The organism is Streptomyces sp. JLBG701 (genome assembly GCF_058544905.1).
Window position 1 is genome coordinate 5,349,203 of the sequence record NZ_CM178588.1, and the last position, 13,412, is coordinate 5,362,614.

General features: G+C 68.6%; 16 protein-coding genes. 7 read left to right on the forward strand and 9 right to left on the reverse strand.

The annotated features are described in order from the left end of the window. Positions 1–55: 55 nt before the first annotated feature. Both AC5DRG_RS24485 and AC5DRG_RS24490 read right to left on the reverse strand, forming a co-directional pair. Positions 56–403, reverse strand: a complete 348-nt coding sequence (locus AC5DRG_RS24485; protein ID WP_491812775.1) for a hypothetical protein — start codon at positions 401–403, stop codon at positions 56–58. Between the two features lie 223 nt (positions 404–626). Next, on the reverse strand, positions 627–1,244 hold the full coding sequence (locus AC5DRG_RS24490) for a hypothetical protein (protein WP_491812776.1): 618 nt from the start codon (positions 1,242–1,244) through the stop codon (positions 627–629). Positions 1,245–1,632: 388 nt separating this feature from the next. Here AC5DRG_RS24490 and AC5DRG_RS24495 point away from each other — a divergent pair, with 388 nt between their 5' ends. Genes AC5DRG_RS24495 through AC5DRG_RS24505 form a run of 3 tightly spaced genes read left to right on the forward strand, consistent with a single transcriptional unit; the run spans position 1,633 to position 2,848 of the window. Further along, the gene (locus tag AC5DRG_RS24495; RefSeq protein ID WP_491812777.1) at positions 1,633–2,175 is read left to right on the forward strand and encodes a DUF4760 domain-containing protein; all 543 of its coding nucleotides are present in this window, start codon (positions 1,633–1,635) and stop codon (positions 2,173–2,175) included. A gap of 8 nt (positions 2,176–2,183) precedes the next feature. After that, positions 2,184–2,510: a hypothetical protein gene (locus AC5DRG_RS24500; protein ID WP_491812778.1), complete on the forward strand. Its 327-nt coding sequence runs from the start codon at positions 2,184–2,186 to the stop codon at positions 2,508–2,510. After that, on the forward strand, positions 2,507–2,848 hold the full coding sequence (locus AC5DRG_RS24505; protein WP_491812779.1) for a hypothetical protein: 342 nt from the start codon (positions 2,507–2,509) through the stop codon (positions 2,846–2,848). Before AC5DRG_RS24500 ends, AC5DRG_RS24505 begins: the two co-directional genes overlap by 4 nt. A gap of 72 nt (positions 2,849–2,920) precedes the next feature. Here AC5DRG_RS24505 and AC5DRG_RS24510 read toward each other — a convergent pair whose 3' ends face one another. After that, the gene (locus AC5DRG_RS24510; protein WP_491812780.1) at positions 2,921–3,364 is read right to left on the reverse strand and encodes a DUF2000 family protein; all 444 of its coding nucleotides are present in this window, start codon (positions 3,362–3,364) and stop codon (positions 2,921–2,923) included. Positions 3,365–3,413: 49 nt separating this feature from the next. Here AC5DRG_RS24510 and AC5DRG_RS24515 point away from each other — a divergent pair, with 49 nt between their 5' ends. Beyond that, complete coding sequence (locus AC5DRG_RS24515) at positions 3,414–4,214, forward strand: helix-turn-helix transcriptional regulator (protein WP_491812781.1); 801 nt, start codon at positions 3,414–3,416, stop codon at positions 4,212–4,214. Between the two features lie 27 nt (positions 4,215–4,241). On the opposite strand, the gene AC5DRG_RS24520 is transcribed toward AC5DRG_RS24515, so the two are convergent. Together AC5DRG_RS24520 and mshA are read right to left on the reverse strand one after the other, a co-directional pair. Continuing rightward, positions 4,242–4,745: a type III secretion system chaperone family protein gene (locus tag AC5DRG_RS24520; RefSeq protein WP_491812782.1), complete on the reverse strand. Its 504-nt coding sequence runs from the start codon at positions 4,743–4,745 to the stop codon at positions 4,242–4,244. Beyond that, positions 4,738–6,084 (reverse strand): D-inositol-3-phosphate glycosyltransferase, encoded by a 1,347-nt coding sequence (gene mshA, locus AC5DRG_RS24525; protein WP_491812783.1) that lies wholly within the window; start codon positions 6,082–6,084, stop codon positions 4,738–4,740. Before mshA ends, AC5DRG_RS24520 begins: the two co-directional genes overlap by 8 nt. A 191-nt stretch (positions 6,085–6,275) precedes the next feature. Here mshA and AC5DRG_RS24530 point away from each other — a divergent pair, with 191 nt between their 5' ends. The 3 genes from AC5DRG_RS24530 (at position 6,276) to AC5DRG_RS24540 (ending at position 10,243) form a co-directional block, all read left to right on the forward strand. Then, positions 6,276–7,085, forward strand: coding sequence for a class I SAM-dependent methyltransferase (locus tag AC5DRG_RS24530; RefSeq protein WP_491812784.1), 810 nt, complete (start codon positions 6,276–6,278; stop codon positions 7,083–7,085). A 389-nt stretch (positions 7,086–7,474) separates the two neighbouring features. Then, complete coding sequence (locus AC5DRG_RS24535) at positions 7,475–8,584, forward strand: C40 family peptidase (RefSeq protein WP_491812785.1); 1,110 nt, start codon at positions 7,475–7,477, stop codon at positions 8,582–8,584. Positions 8,585–8,860: 276 nt separating this feature from the next. Beyond that, complete coding sequence (locus tag AC5DRG_RS24540; protein ID WP_491812787.1) at positions 8,861–10,243, forward strand: PP2C family protein-serine/threonine phosphatase; 1,383 nt, start codon at positions 8,861–8,863, stop codon at positions 10,241–10,243. 135 nt (positions 10,244–10,378) lie between these two features. Here AC5DRG_RS24540 and AC5DRG_RS24545 read toward each other — a convergent pair whose 3' ends face one another. From AC5DRG_RS24545 to gap, 4 genes are all read right to left on the reverse strand, one after another. Then, on the reverse strand, positions 10,379–10,714 hold the full coding sequence (locus AC5DRG_RS24545) for a DUF2516 family protein (RefSeq protein WP_491813136.1): 336 nt from the start codon (positions 10,712–10,714) through the stop codon (positions 10,379–10,381). A 131-nt stretch (positions 10,715–10,845) separates the two neighbouring features. Beyond that, entirely contained in the window at positions 10,846–11,511 is a 666-nt protein-coding gene (locus tag AC5DRG_RS24550) for a hypothetical protein (protein ID WP_491812788.1), read from the reverse strand. 116 nt (positions 11,512–11,627) lie between these two features. Beyond that, positions 11,628–12,098, reverse strand: a complete 471-nt coding sequence (locus AC5DRG_RS24555) for a helix-turn-helix domain-containing protein (protein WP_491812789.1) — start codon at positions 12,096–12,098, stop codon at positions 11,628–11,630. A gap of 303 nt (positions 12,099–12,401) precedes the next feature. Beyond that, a complete protein-coding gene (gene gap, locus AC5DRG_RS24560; RefSeq protein WP_491812790.1) occupies positions 12,402–13,400 on the reverse strand; it encodes a type I glyceraldehyde-3-phosphate dehydrogenase in 999 nt (332 codons plus the stop codon). Positions 13,401–13,412 lie beyond the last annotated feature (12 nt).

Sequence of the window (13,412 nt, forward strand, 5' to 3'; positions counted from 1 at the left end):
ACTACCGACTGAGTTACAACCTTCATTACAGGTTCAAGAGAAGATCGTCGAACTCCTAACGCGGTGGCTTCCTGACAACCAGCGGCAGCGGCCAGCCGGCGCAGGCCACTAGTGCGCTGCCGTCCTCGGTGAGGAAGAGCAGGGTGGTCCATGTCCGATCGGCAGCATCGATAAACCCTGTGCGCACGGGCCGGTCATGTTCGCGAACGAGCTGCACTGCTCGTTCCAGCCCAAGAGGTTCGAATCTGTGCATCCGCATGCGCTGAAGTCGGCGCTTGAAGACTCCGGCATGCTGGCCTGCGGGTTGTGCTTGGTCCCCCACCCAATAGGTGGCGCCGCTGCGGAGGGTGGCCAGAGCTATCACGGACGCCTCGTCGTCACCGGCCAACAGCGATTCCAGCACGTGCCGTTCCATAGTCACCCCCGTTTGGATCTTGCGATAAAGCAGCCAGGTACCGCAATCCCATTAATTGCCCGCATCCGGTAGCGTCCCTCTGTGGCTTGGTAGCGGCCGAAACGTCGCTGGCCGATCCGGCTAGAGCTACGGATCAGAAGCCCGAGTACATGGGCCTGCCCGTCAGAGCAGGCCCTTCGGCCGATCAGATCAGGCAACCGCCCGATGAGACCTACCCGTCGACGTGTTCGGACCACCAGCCTCGGTCGGCTTGCCACTCCTGGAACCAGGCCACGAAGTCGGCCTCAGGCTCGTTTTCCTGCCCCGCATCCGCGTACGGAGCCGCGCATCCATCCCCCAGCCACCAGACCCGGCCTCGCTGAGACCCCGTGACCACGAGTACCCAGAACTCGCAGTCGCGGTTGCCACCCAGGAGAACCGAGCCGCTCTGATAGATGCCGTGGAGTAGAGGTGAGTGCTCATCGTGGTCGTAGTAGTCGTACTCCCACTGCCACTCCTCCGCCAGCGGGAACGGCTCGGTGAAATTGCGCTCAGTCGTTCCATCGAATGGTTCGGGGCTGAGCCAACAATCGGCCTTCCAGCTCTGCCAGTTCTCAGGCAGGTTTCCCAACGGAAGGAGCCGGTGAGCCATGGATGCACCCTCCGACGAACCGTTGGAAACCTCCGCGACGAACGTACGGTAGGGCTCTGGTAGCTCGATGCCGTGAGCGGCTTCCCACGCCCGTACGCCAGCCCAGCCGAGGGGAGACCGTCGAAGATCTCCGAAGACAGCATCGCTGAGGGCAGAGATCGCACTTCTCAAGGGGTGCTGCTCTGACCCGACCGTCATGCGCCTAGTGAACACCAGGCCGGACAGCGAAAGCCCCGCCCGGGCGCGACATAAGTCAGTTGCCTCACCGCCACCGTGGGACCGTGCCATTCTCGTGCCAGAACGGAGCTCGTACCTCGATGCCGTTCGTCAATTCGGTGAGGCAGAAACACGCTTCGTCCTCGCTGCCAAGATCGAGCTGCATGGTGAAGGCGCTCTGTAAGGCCCGTCGTCCCTTCAAGAGCCGGTCGCGCTGCCGCGGATGGCTGCTGGGTCACCTCCATCGCCCTTGGTCAGCACACCTGCTGCAACAGGAGCATGCGCGGCCGCGACGAAAACCCAGGCGTGTGACGCAATTCGAGGCCTTATCGGGCATGCGCTCGGGGTGAAGGGTCCATACGGTGACTGGATGGACAGTTCTGTCGTCTTCAACGTCGTGACCACGGCCATCGCCGTCGTGGCAGTGGTGACCTCCATCGTGTTCAGCGCGCGGCAGGCCCGCATCGCGCAGCACGGCAATCACATATCGGTGATGGTCGACCTGCTCGCCGAGTTCCGGTCCGTCGAGTTTCACGAGCAGCACGACTACGTGTGCACGCGCCTGGGAGTGGAGCACGACCCGGAGGCCGGAGTCCGCGGGTTGCCAGGTGAGGCCAAGGCGGCGCTCTACAGCGTTGTCTACTACTACCAGTCCTTCGCTAACCTCGCAGTCTTCGGGCTGCTCGACGAAACCCTGCTGGTCACGGTCCTGCGGACCCGGATCACCTCGGTCTGGCAGGCTGTCCGGCCGTTCGTGGAGCGAGAGCGGGAGTTGCGGGGCGAGGGCGGCGGAACGTATCTGTCGATCTTCGAAGAACTGGCCCGACTCGCGGCAGAGTTGCCGCCGGAGCACGTCCGAGAGCGGATGACCAAGACGCGGCGCCACCCTACGCGACTGAGACTGATGCGCTGAAGCGGACTGTGCTGCCCGACTGGCTGTACCAGGTGATGTTCCAGTGCGACGACCTCAAGGGCATCGTGCGCGACCGAGCCGTCTGGTCACCGATCTACGCGATCTCAGGAACGTTGGACACTACGCTGAGCGAAATCTTCATGCCCGACTACGCTGCACCGCTTGAAGCGACCAAGGATCACGTCCGCGCCGACCTGTACGGCCAAGCCGAGGCGTCGACGGCGCCAAACGAAGATGGGACCACCGCACCACAAGCGCACCAGATAGAGCGGGGAACAGCGGGGAACTCGCCCTGGCGCGCAATGGTCTGCCGGAGGTCGGGGAGCACCTGGTGATCAACGGGGTTTCAGGGGCGCCTTCCGCGGAACAGAGACTGGAGATTCTCACCAGGGGCCCTGACTGGTTGATCGCCGCGTATTCGCTACTGCGCGGCCTCTCTCACGGTTTCCGATCCGTCATCGCTCGCTGGGCTCCGCTGCTCACCGGCACGGACCGCAGCGCAAGGATCCTCGCGGAACTGGCCATGCAGTCGGAGGAACTGACAAGAATCCAGGTCACGTTACTCCCGGTGGCCAGAGAGCAGGCGAGGGAACTCGGCAACGACGAGATACACCGGCTGACGCTGGCCTGGAAGAAGGCCCTGACGAACGCGGTGGCCATGGACGAAGCGTGATCTCCGCGAGACTGCCGGGACCATGCGACTTCACACCTGACAATGTGAGGCGGAAGGCGCTACGTCGCTCGCTCACGGATGCATCCGCGCCCCCTTCATCACCTTGTCCACCGCGTTCCGCGGCCCGTACACCGCCACCCCCACCAGGTCCAACTCCCCCGTCCCCACGGCCCGTACCGCCGCCCTGTTGTCGCGGTCGTTGCCCGTGGTGAACAGGTCCGACGTGAAGATCGCGCGAGGCAGCCCACGGGACAGCACGCGCGCGTGGGCCGACTTCAACAGCTCCTTCGTGCCCTCGAAGACCAGGACCGGCTGGCGGAACATCGGGAGGTAGGGGATGCCGTCGGCGTCCTCGTAGGGGGCGCCGATCACCTCGGGGGTCGCCGTACCGAGGCCGCTCACGAGGAATGCGGTGACGTTCAGCCGTTGCCAGGGCTCCAGGTCCTCCCGCAGCAGGACGGCGATCTTGGTGTCGAAGCGAATCGGTTCAGTGCTCGTGGTGTTCATGCTGCTCATGCACCGAGACTGCCGTCCGTCGTACGGCGTCGTCTTGTACGTTCTTTGCATGGCCGCCCGGCAGGAAGTCTCCGCCTGGCGCCCGGCCGTCCCGGGTGTCGTGGAGGTCTTCCACGCGCACTTCACCGGGTACGCCTACCCGATGCACGTACATGAGGCGTGGACGTTGCTCATCGTGGACGACGGCGCCGTACGGTACGACCTCGACCGGCATGAGCACGGCACCCCGCACGACACGGTGTCCCTGCTGCCACCGCACGTTCCGCACAACGGCTCGCCGGTCACGCCGGACGGATTCCGGAAGCGGGTCGTCTACCTCGACTCCACGCATCTCGGCGACGACCTCATCGGGGCCGCCGTCGACGGCCCCGATCTGCGGGATCCCGTACTGCGGCTGCGGGTTGGGCAGTTGCACACGGCGCTCAGCCGGCCCGGCGAGGAGTTGGAGGCCGAGAGTCGCCTGACACTGATCGGCGGGCGGGTGCGTGCGCTGTTGCGGCCCCGGCTGGAACTGGAACACGCCCGCCGCGATCCCGGCCTCGCACGTCGGCTGCGGGAGCTCCTCGACGAACGCGTCGTCGAAGGGCTGTCGCTGGAGGAGGCCGCGGGGTTGGTGCAGGCCCATCCGGCGCATCTTGTACGGGCGTTCAGCGGGGCTTACGGCATCGCACCGCACCAGTATCTGAACTCCCGACGCGTCGACCTGGCCCGGCGCCTGCTGCTGGAGGGGCGCTCGCCGGGTGACGTGGCGGCGGCCACCGGATTCTTCGACCAGGCGCATCTCACCCGGCACTTCAAGAAGCTGGTGGGGGTGACCCCGGGGCATTACCGGAACAGCGCGGGCCTCTGAGGTCCGGAGGATCGGCGGGAGTCGGGATCAGTCGGCCGACGGCCGTGTCAGATGCGCGAACGCGTCCAGGTTGCGCGTCGACTCGCCCCGGGACACCCGCCACTCGTACTCCTTGCGGATCGCCGTAGCGAAGCCCAGTTCCAGGAGTGTGTTGAAGGCGCCGTCCGCCGCCTCCAGGACCTGGCCGAGGATGCGGTCGATCTCGTCGGTGGTGACGGCGGCCAGGGGGAGCTTGCCGGTGACGTACACGTCACCGAGCTGGTCCACCGCGTAACTCACGCCGTAGAGCTTGAGGTTGCGTTCCAGGAGCCAGCGGTGGACGCCCGGTTCGTTCTCGTCGGGGTGGCGGATGACGAAGGCGTTCAGGGAGAGGGAGTGGCGGCCGACCAGGAGGGAAACCGTCGTTGACAGTTTGCGGGTGCCGGGGAGTTTCACCACGTAGTTCCCCGCGTCCGGGCTCTCCCACTCCAGCTCGGCGCCCTTGAGGAAACCCTCGATGACCTGCGCCGCCCTCTGCTCTGCTTCACCCATGGTGGGAGCGTACGCGACGCCTGTGGGCGTGCATGGCGGCCGTGTAGACGTCGGCCGTCGCGGCTGCCGCCGTGTCCCAGCCGAACGATTGTGCGTGGCGGGCCGCGGCCGCGCCCATGCGGGACGGGAGGGCCGGGTCGTCGGCGACTTGGCTCAGCACGCGCGCGTAGTCGGACGGATTGTGGCCCTGGACCAGGAAGCCGGTCTCGCCGTCGCGTACGGCCACCGGGAGGCCGCCGACCGCTGCCGCGAGGACCGGTGTGCCGGCCGCCTGGGCCTCTATGGCGACCAGGCCGAAGGACTCGCTGTAGGAGGGCATGACCAGGACCGACGCGGCTCGGAACCAGTCCGCGAGCTGGTCCTGGCCGACGGGCGGGCGGAATCGTACGACGTCCGCGATGCCGAGGCGGGCCGCCAGTTTCTGCAGGCCCTCGGGCTTGGCCAGGCCGCTGCCGCTGGGGCCGCCGACGATCGGTACGACGATGTTGCCGCGCAGGTCGGGGCGCTCGTCGAGGAGGGCGGCGACGGCACGGAGGAGGATGTCGGGGGCCTTGAGGGGCTGGATTCGGCCCGCGAAGAGCGGGATCACCGCGTCCTGCGGGAGGCCCAGGCGGGCGCGGGCTGCGGCGCGGCCGTCGGCCGGGCGGAAGCGGTCGAGGTTCACGCCCGGGTGGACTACGGCGACCTTGGCGCGCTCGGCGGCGTAGTGCCGTACGAGCTCGTCGGCCTCTTCGGCCGTGTTGGCGATGAGGCGGTCGGCGGCCGCGACGATCTGGGTCTCGCCGATGACGCGGGCGGCCGGCTCGGGGGTGTCGCCGTCGGCCAGGTTGGCGTTCTTGACCTTGGCCATCGTGTGCATGGCGTGTACCAGGGGGGCGCCCCAGCGCTGGGCGGCGAGCCAGCCGACGTGGCCGGAGAGCCAGTAGTGGGAGTGGACCAGGTCGTAGTAGCCGGGGCGGTGGCCGGCCCAGGCCTGCATCACGCCGTGTGTGAAGGCGCACAGCTGGGCCGGGAGGTCCTCCTTCGCCAGCCCTTCGTAGGGGCCCGCGTCCACGTGGCGGACCAGGACGCCCGGCGCGAGTTCGACCGACGGCGGGAGTGCGGCCGTCGTCGCGCGCGTGAAGATCTCGACCTCGATGTTGATTGCGGCGAGGCGCTGCGCGAGCTCGACGATGTAGACGTTCATGCCGCCGGCGTCGCCGGTGCCCGGCTGGTGGAGCGGTGAGGTGTGCACGGAGAGCATCGCCACGCGGCGGGGGCGGCGGTGCGGGAGCCTGAGCCGCGAGGGTGTCGCCGTTCCCTGGGAGCGACGCCCGAGCCTGCTGACGTACTGGCTCACGTGGCGTCCTCCTTGCTCCGGGCATGCCTGTCGGAGGGCCTGGGGGCGCCCTCCAAGGCTGTGCAACGTCGGAGGGCGCCATTCCCATTCCTGCTTACATGGCTTTGCCTAATCATTACCGGTCATCGCTCAACCGTTCGAGGATGGGATGCGTGCGCATACGCGACACCGGCCCGCATACCCTCGTACCCATGGCAGCCCGCGCATCCCGCCCCGTGGGAACAGTGACGCGCGGGACCACCAACCCCAACCGCCTGCGCCGAATGGACCGCTGGATCGCGGCCACGCACGGTGCAGAGCTTCGCCGCGCCACCGATCCCGTGGCGGTCGACCTCGGCTACGGCGCCGCCCCCTGGACCGCGGTCGAACTGCTCACCCGACTCCGCACCGTCGCGCCACGCGCGCGTGTCGTGGGCGTAGAAATCGAACCGGCCCGGGTCGCGGCAGCGAGGCCCTACGAACGTGAAGGCCTCGCCTTCCGGCACGGCGGGTTCGAGATCCCGATCCCCCAGCGCCCGCTGCTGATCCGCGCGGCGAACGTGCTGCGGCAGTACGAGGAGTCCGAGGTCGCCGAGGTGTGGCAGCGACTGAGCAGCCGCCTGGCCCGACCGACGGAGTCATCCCAAGGCGGGCTGCTGGTCGAGGGGACGTGCGACGAGATCGGGCGGCGGCATGTGTGGGTCGCGCTCGGTCCGGAGGGGCCGCGGACAGTCACCTTCGCGGCCCGACTCGGCTCCCTGGAGCGCCCGTCCGACCTCGCCGAACGGCTCCCGAAGGCGCTCATCCACCGCAACGTCCCCGGCGAGCCCGTGCACGCCTTCCTGCGCGACTTCGACCGCGCGTGGGCCGCCGCCGCGCCCTACGCCTCCTACGGCGCCCGCCAGAGGTGGATCCGCGCGGTGCGGGACCTTACGGCGGACTGGCCGGTGACGGACTCGCCGGCGCGCTGGCGGCTGGGGGAAGTGACGGTGGCGTGGGAGGCGTTGGCGCCGGGGGTGTAGTCGGCGGGGGTGCGGGCGAGTAGTCGTAGCCGCTTTAGGCAGTACGGCCTGGGAGTCGCAACCGCCACAGGCAGTACGGCCGGGGACTCGTAGCCACTGTCGGCGGCGCGGCCGGGTACTCGTAACCGCCGATATCCCTGGGGTAATTGGGATACTCCGCCCCGTTCTGACCTGCGGGGAACGATCTCCGCGAGTCGTTCGTCACACTGATGGGGAGATCGTCTTGGGAGGGGCGGGAAGGGGGGAAGGGAGTACTCGTCCGGGTGCGCCCTGACTCGATACGGTCACGTATGACCTCGTACGGCCTCTGTTGTTCCGTGCGTGATCGTGGCACGATCCCCCAGGCGTCCGTAAGTTACTGACGGTAAATCAGCTTTGGGGGCAGAGATATGGGAGCGGGCAAGCGCGGCCTGATCACGGTTGCCGTGAGCGTGGTCTGTGCGGTCACCGTGCTGGCGGCACCCGGCACGGCGTTCGCGAGCCCGACGCCGACGCCGAGTTCGACGCCGACGGCCACTCCGTCCTCGACCGCGACCTCGAACCCGACCTTGACTCTCGCGCCCAGCAAGGATCTTGAGGCCGTCCGCGAGAAGCTCGACGCGCTCTACCACGACGCCGCCGTCGCCACGGATGCCTACAACGCGGCCGAGGAGAAGGCCGAGAAGCAGTCCGCGGAGATCGTCGCGCTCGCCCAGAAGATCGTCGAGGGCCAGGAGAAGCTGGACGAGTTGCAGGACCGCGTGGGCGCCGCCGCCCGCGCCCAGTACCGCACCGGCGGACTGCCGGCCGAGGCCCAGTTGATGCTGAGCGACAACCCGCAGACCTTTCTCAACGGCGCCGGCCGGATACTCCAGGGCGAGCGCGCGACCAAGGGCCTGATCGCGGAAATGACGCGTACCCAGCAGGACTTGGAGCAGTACGCGAAGGACGCCTCCGCCCAGTGGGCGCAGCTGGAGGAGAACCGCAAGGCCAGGGCCGCGGCCCAGAAGAAGATCGAGAAGCAGATCGCCGCCGCCGAGAAGCTCGAATCCCAGCTGGAGAAGGAGGAGAAGGAGCGTCTCGCCGAGCTGGAGCGGAAGGCCGCCTACCAGGCACAGACCACGTGGCTGGACTCCGGGATACTCGACGAGATCAACGGCAAGGCGTCCGCGGAGGGCAAGAAGGCCGTGGAGTACGCGACGGCCCAGATCGGCAAGCCGTACGAATGGGGCGCCGAGGGGCCGGGGACGTTCGACTGCTCCGGCCTGACCTCACAGGCCTGGGCGAGCGCCGGGCAGGCCATCCCGCGCACCTCGCAGGAGCAGTGGAACCAGCTCAAGCACATCGACGTGAAGGACATGCGGCCCGGCGACCTGATCATCTACTTCGACGATGCCAGCCATGTCGCGATGTACGTGGGCGACGGCGCGATCATCCACGCCCCGCGGCCGGGGCGAACGGTGACGCTCGCGGGGGCGGGGTCGATGGAGATACTTGGCGTGGTTCGTCCGGATGCGTAAGGAATTGTGGGCGGCTCCGGCGCGGTGACCTGGGCCACGTGACTCAGCGCACGCCCCACGACCCCCAAACACGCCACCAACGTGACCTTCGTCATTCCCGGTCCCGTACCACCCTGTCCAACTGCGTTACGGAACGCGGCATATGACAGCGGCCGTTGGCAGAGCGACGCGCCTCACACCATTCCGTTGCGGCGCCGACTACCGCTATGGTCCCGGTCGGTGGGTCGAGGTCCCTCGCCCCACCGTGCCCTCGGGGGGAGGGAAGGAACTCAAACGATGCCCGTACCCGTACCGCGGCAGAGAGCGATCCCGGCCGTGGAAACTGGTCAGGCGCAGGCCGCGTCCACAGTGGGCGGCCCCTCGGGCAATGAGGCCCCGCGCACAGAAGTCACGGCCGACAACAGCGACAGCAACAGCAACGCGAACTTCTCGAACGCCACCAGCGCCCCGGGCGCCACGAACAGCACGGGCAGCACCGCCGTCGGCGGTCATCTCACCCTGCTGCTGATCGAGGACGACCCCGGCGGCTCGCCGATCGTGCCCGAGCTGCTCGACCCGACCGGCAAGCCGATCCGTGTCCGCACCGCCCGCAACCTCACCGAGGCAGCGCGGCTGCTCACCGATGACGTCCACTGCATCCTGCTGGACCTGGCGCTGCCGGCCCCGGGCCGAGCGGGCGAGGGCGACGAAGAGCTCGCCGTGCTCAAGCACGTGCTGAAGCTCGCCCCCCGGCACGCCGTCCTCGCGCTCACCGCGTCGAGCGACGCCGAGCGCGGCGCCGAGGCCGTGCGCGTGGGCGCCCAGGACTACCTCTTCCGGGACGAGCTGGACGGCCGGCTGCTGAGCCGCGCGATCCGCTACGCCGTTGAGAGGAAACGTTCCGACACGGCCGAACGCCGGCTCACCGAGTCCAAGCTGCGCGCCCAGGAGAACGCCCGCCTTGAGCGCGGCCTGCTGCCCACCCCGCTCCTGGACGGCTCCCCGCTGCGCTTCGCCGCCCGCTACCGCCCCGGCCGCTCCCGCGCGCTGCTCGGCGGCGACTTCTACGACACCGTCCGCACGCCCGACGGCACCGTGCACGCCATGATCGGCGACGTCTGCGGGCATGGCCCCGACGAGGCCGCCCTCGGCGTGGAGCTGCGGATCGCCTGGCGTGCGCTGACCCTGGCGGGGCTGTGCGGGGACGAGCTGCTCGGCACGTTGCAGCAAGTGCTGGAGCATGAGCGCTCCGATGACGAGATCTTCGCGACGGTGTGCACGGTGGACATCGCGCCGGACGGGCGGCGCGCGGGCCTGTGCCTGGCCGGGCACCCGGCCCCGCTGATCGCCCGTCCTGGGCGGCCCGCGGAACTTCTGCCCTACGACAACAACGGGCCTGCCCTTGGTCTGCTGACCGGGGCGCGCTGGCCGCGGATGCAGGTGGAGCTGGGGGCCGAGTGGAGTCTGATGCTCTACACCGATGGTCTGATCGAGGGGCGGATCGGTGAGGGGCGGGAGCGGCTTGGGCAGGACGGGATGGTGGAGATGGTTCGACGCCAGCTCTCCGAGGGGTTGCGGGGGGAGGCGTTGTTGGGGGCGGCGGTCAATGAGGTGCGGGAGCTCAATGGGGGCGAGCTGACGGATGACGTGGCAGTGCTGCTGCTTGACCGCACCGGGTGAGCGGGGAGTCGCCGTTGGAACGTCTGTCGTGCGCCGACTGCGGGTCCGTTGTGGCTGGTCGCGCCCACGCGGCGGAGCCGCATATCGACACAGCCCCGCGCCCCTAGAGGGCGCTGACGCGCCCCTCTAGTGGTTTCAGCGGCCACCGTTGTACGGGCCGTACGGGCCGTCGCTGCTGCTTCCGCCCTTGCGGGGGCGGCCGCCGCCCGGGAGGGCGCGGATCGCCGGGCGTACGTCGACCATGTACACGATGGTCGCGATGAGGCCGATGATCGGCAGGAACGACAGGATGTTGAAGATCAGGCTCACCACGAAGGCGATGCCGAGGATGATCAGCCAGAAGGGCTTGGTCTGCTTGTCGGCCGCGCGATAGGCGTCATCGCGACGCACGGCGGCGTCGAAGAGCGCGAAGCCGCTGAAAAGGGTCAGGGCCGTGCTCAGCAGCCACATGAACCCGACGAACCCCTGCATCAGCACTACGTCCACCACCAGACTCGGATAGTCCCTACGCGGTCACCGTACCCGCAACCGCAAACCCGCTACCCGCAGAACGGGCCGAGCACTCCAGGAGTGCCCGACCCGTTACCGATCACCCGTTCGTGTCACTTGGCGGGCGGCGTCGTCTTCTTGGCGGCGGCCTTGCGGGCCGGGGCCTTCTTCGCCGGAGCCTTCTTGGCCGGGGCGGGCGCGGCCTGGGCCTCGGCGGCCGGCGCGGGGGCCGGCTTCTCCTCTTCCTTTTCCTTGACCTCGACCGGCTCGGGCTTCGGCTCGACGGCCACGGCCAGCTCTTCGATCTCCTCGGCGGCCTCGCCGCGCCAGGTCTTCACGGCCTGCTCGCCGTGCTCGGCGACCTTCTCGTAGGTCTCGCGGGCCTTGACGGCGTACTCGGCGGCGACGCCGACGGAACGCAGCGCGAAGTCCTGGGCGCTCTCGCCGAACTTCTTCAGGTCGGCGTCGAGGTTGGTGCTGAGCTTCTTGAAGTCCGAGTCGAGGGTGCCGATGAACTCGGTGACCTTGGCCTGGAGCGTCTCCTGCGTCTCCTTGACGCGGGCACTGGCCTCCTTGGCACGGGTCGCGGCCTTCTCCTGGACCGCCTTGGGGTCGGTGCCCCGTACGGCCTCGATGCGGGCCGGCGCCTCGGCGCGCAGCTGCTCGACCAGGCCGGGCACCTTCTTGGCCTGCTGGAGGGCCAGATCGGCGGTGCCGGCGGCGAAGTAGAGCGGGGTCGGGTCGCTGAGGGTCTTGCGCAGGTCGTCGGTGATGGCCATGAGGGTGGACCTCCCGGGTCGCTTTCAGCTGAGGGTTTTGGTTTCCGCGGGCGTTTTGCCGGTTGTCGCGTTCTTGCTGCTCACTTTGGTGGTCACCCTGGTGATCAGCTTCTCGCTCAACTGGCCGTCTGCTGCGGGTCGGCGTCGCTGCCGTCGGTCGTGCGGGTGCCGCTCACGGCGGTGTCACTGTCCTGAGAGCCCGGCGTATCTATGCCGTCCTCGCCGGCTGTGCCGATCTCGAACCCGTTTTCCTTGCGGAAGGACTCGTAGATCTGGAGCAGCACCTGCTTCTGCCGCTCGTTCAGCGTGGGATCGGCGAGGATGACGGCACGCGTCTCCACCTCGACCAGGTCCCGCTCGGCGTCGAGGATGCCGGCACGCACGTACAGCGTCTCGGCGGAGATCCGCAGCGCCTTCGCGACCTGCTGCAACACCTCCGCGCTCGGCTTGCGCAGCCCGCGCTCGATCTGGCTCAGATACGGATTGGACACCCCGGCGGCGTCGGCGAGCTGCCTGAGCGACAGCTGCGCGTTGCGCCGCTGCTCGCGCAGGTACTCACCGAGATTGCCGACGTTGAGCGATGCCATACCCCTACCTTGCCCCACCCGCGCTAACTTTTGCAAGCACCTGCTTGCAAAAGTGTGCCATGCCACTTGTGACCGAGGGAGTCATCGATGCCTCGATGTCCGAACCCCGCTTCTATGCTCCTGCGCAGTCGTCGGCGCCCGCGATGGGTCGCAGACTCCGGCCGCGAGCGGCGACGGCGGGTGACGATCAAGTACGACCTTCCAGAACTGACCCAGCGCCTTCACGATCACGCCGCCGGCCGCTCAGTGCCGCTCGCCCCCGCTGACTGGAGCTCCTAGGCCGTTAGGTTCTGGGCGGTCCGGTCAGCGGGTCGCGAGGAGTTCGAGTGTGTCGATCACGCGGTTCGAGAAACCCCACTCGTTGTCGTACCAGGCGACCACCTTGACGTGGCGGCCCTCGACGCGCGTGAGGGCCGAGTCGAAGATCGACGAGGCGGGGTTGCCCACGATGTCCGACGACACCAGCGGGTCCTCCGAGTATTCGAGGACGCCTGCCAGCGGGCCCTCCGCCGCCGTGCGGTAGGCCGTCAGCACGTCGTCGCGTGTCACGTCGCGGGCGACCGTCGTGTTGAGTTCGACGATCGAGCCCACCGGCACCGGTACGCGGATCGAGTCGCCCGACAGCTTGCCGTCGAGGTTGGGCAGCACCAGGCCGATCGCCTTGGCGGCGCCGGTCGTGGTCGGCACGATGTTGATGCCGGCGGCTCGGGCGCGACGGGCGTCGCGGTGCGGGCCGTCCTGCAGGTTCTGCTCCTGTGTGTAGGCGTGCACCGTCGTCATGAACCCGTGCTCGATACTGGCGAGTTCGTCGAGGACGGCGGCCAGCGGCGCGAGCGCGTTGGTGGTGCAGGAGGCGTTCGAGACGATCGTGTGCACGGCCGGGTCGTAGGCGTCGGTGTTGACCCCGAACGCGAGCGTGACGTCGGCGCCGTCCGACGGCGCGCTGACGAGCACCTTGCGGGCGCCCGCGTCGAGGTGGGCCCGGGCGGCCTTGGCCGAGGTGAAGCGGCCGGTGGCTTCCAGGACGATGTCGACGCCGAGTTCGGCCCACGGCAGCTGCGCCGGCTCGCGCTCGGCCAGCACCGTGATCCGACGGCCGTCGACGACGAGGGCGTCCCCGTCGACGGTCACCGGGCGCCCGAGCCGGCCGGCCGTGCTGTCGTAGGCGAGCAGCCGGGCGAGAGTGGTGGGCTCCGTGAGGTCGTTGACGGCGACGATCTCGAGGGCGCTGTCGCGCTCCAGCAGTGCGCGCAGCACATTGCGTCCGATGCGGCCGAATCCGTTGATGGCGATGCGAGTCATGAGTGGTGTCCC

Coding starts and splice junctions, on each gene's coding strand:
- AC5DRG_RS24490 (WP_491812776.1), bottom strand. CDS start 1,244: ATGACGGTCGGGTCAGAGCAGCACCCCTTGAGAAGTGCGATCTCTGCC.
- AC5DRG_RS24495 (WP_491812777.1), top strand. CDS start 1,633: ATGGACAGTTCTGTCGTCTTCAACGTCGTGACCACGGCCATCGCCGTC.
- AC5DRG_RS24510 (WP_491812780.1), bottom strand. CDS start 3,364: ATGAGCAGCATGAACACCACGAGCACTGAACCGATTCGCTTCGACACC.
- AC5DRG_RS24515 (WP_491812781.1), top strand. CDS start 3,414: ATGGCCGCCCGGCAGGAAGTCTCCGCCTGGCGCCCGGCCGTCCCGGGT.
- AC5DRG_RS24520 (WP_491812782.1), bottom strand. CDS start 4,745: ATGGGTGAAGCAGAGCAGAGGGCGGCGCAGGTCATCGAGGGTTTCCTC.
- AC5DRG_RS24530 (WP_491812784.1), top strand. CDS start 6,276: ATGGCAGCCCGCGCATCCCGCCCCGTGGGAACAGTGACGCGCGGGACC.
- AC5DRG_RS24535 (WP_491812785.1), top strand. CDS start 7,475: ATGGGAGCGGGCAAGCGCGGCCTGATCACGGTTGCCGTGAGCGTGGTC.
- AC5DRG_RS24540 (WP_491812787.1), top strand. CDS start 8,861: ATGCCCGTACCCGTACCGCGGCAGAGAGCGATCCCGGCCGTGGAAACT.
- AC5DRG_RS24545 (WP_491813136.1), bottom strand. CDS start 10,714: ATGCAGGGGTTCGTCGGGTTCATGTGGCTGCTGAGCACGGCCCTGACC.
- AC5DRG_RS24550 (WP_491812788.1), bottom strand. CDS start 11,511: ATGGCCATCACCGACGACCTGCGCAAGACCCTCAGCGACCCGACCCCG.
- AC5DRG_RS24555 (WP_491812789.1), bottom strand. CDS start 12,098: ATGGCATCGCTCAACGTCGGCAATCTCGGTGAGTACCTGCGCGAGCAG.
- gap (WP_491812790.1), bottom strand. CDS start 13,400: ATGACTCGCATCGCCATCAACGGATTCGGCCGCATCGGACGCAATGTG.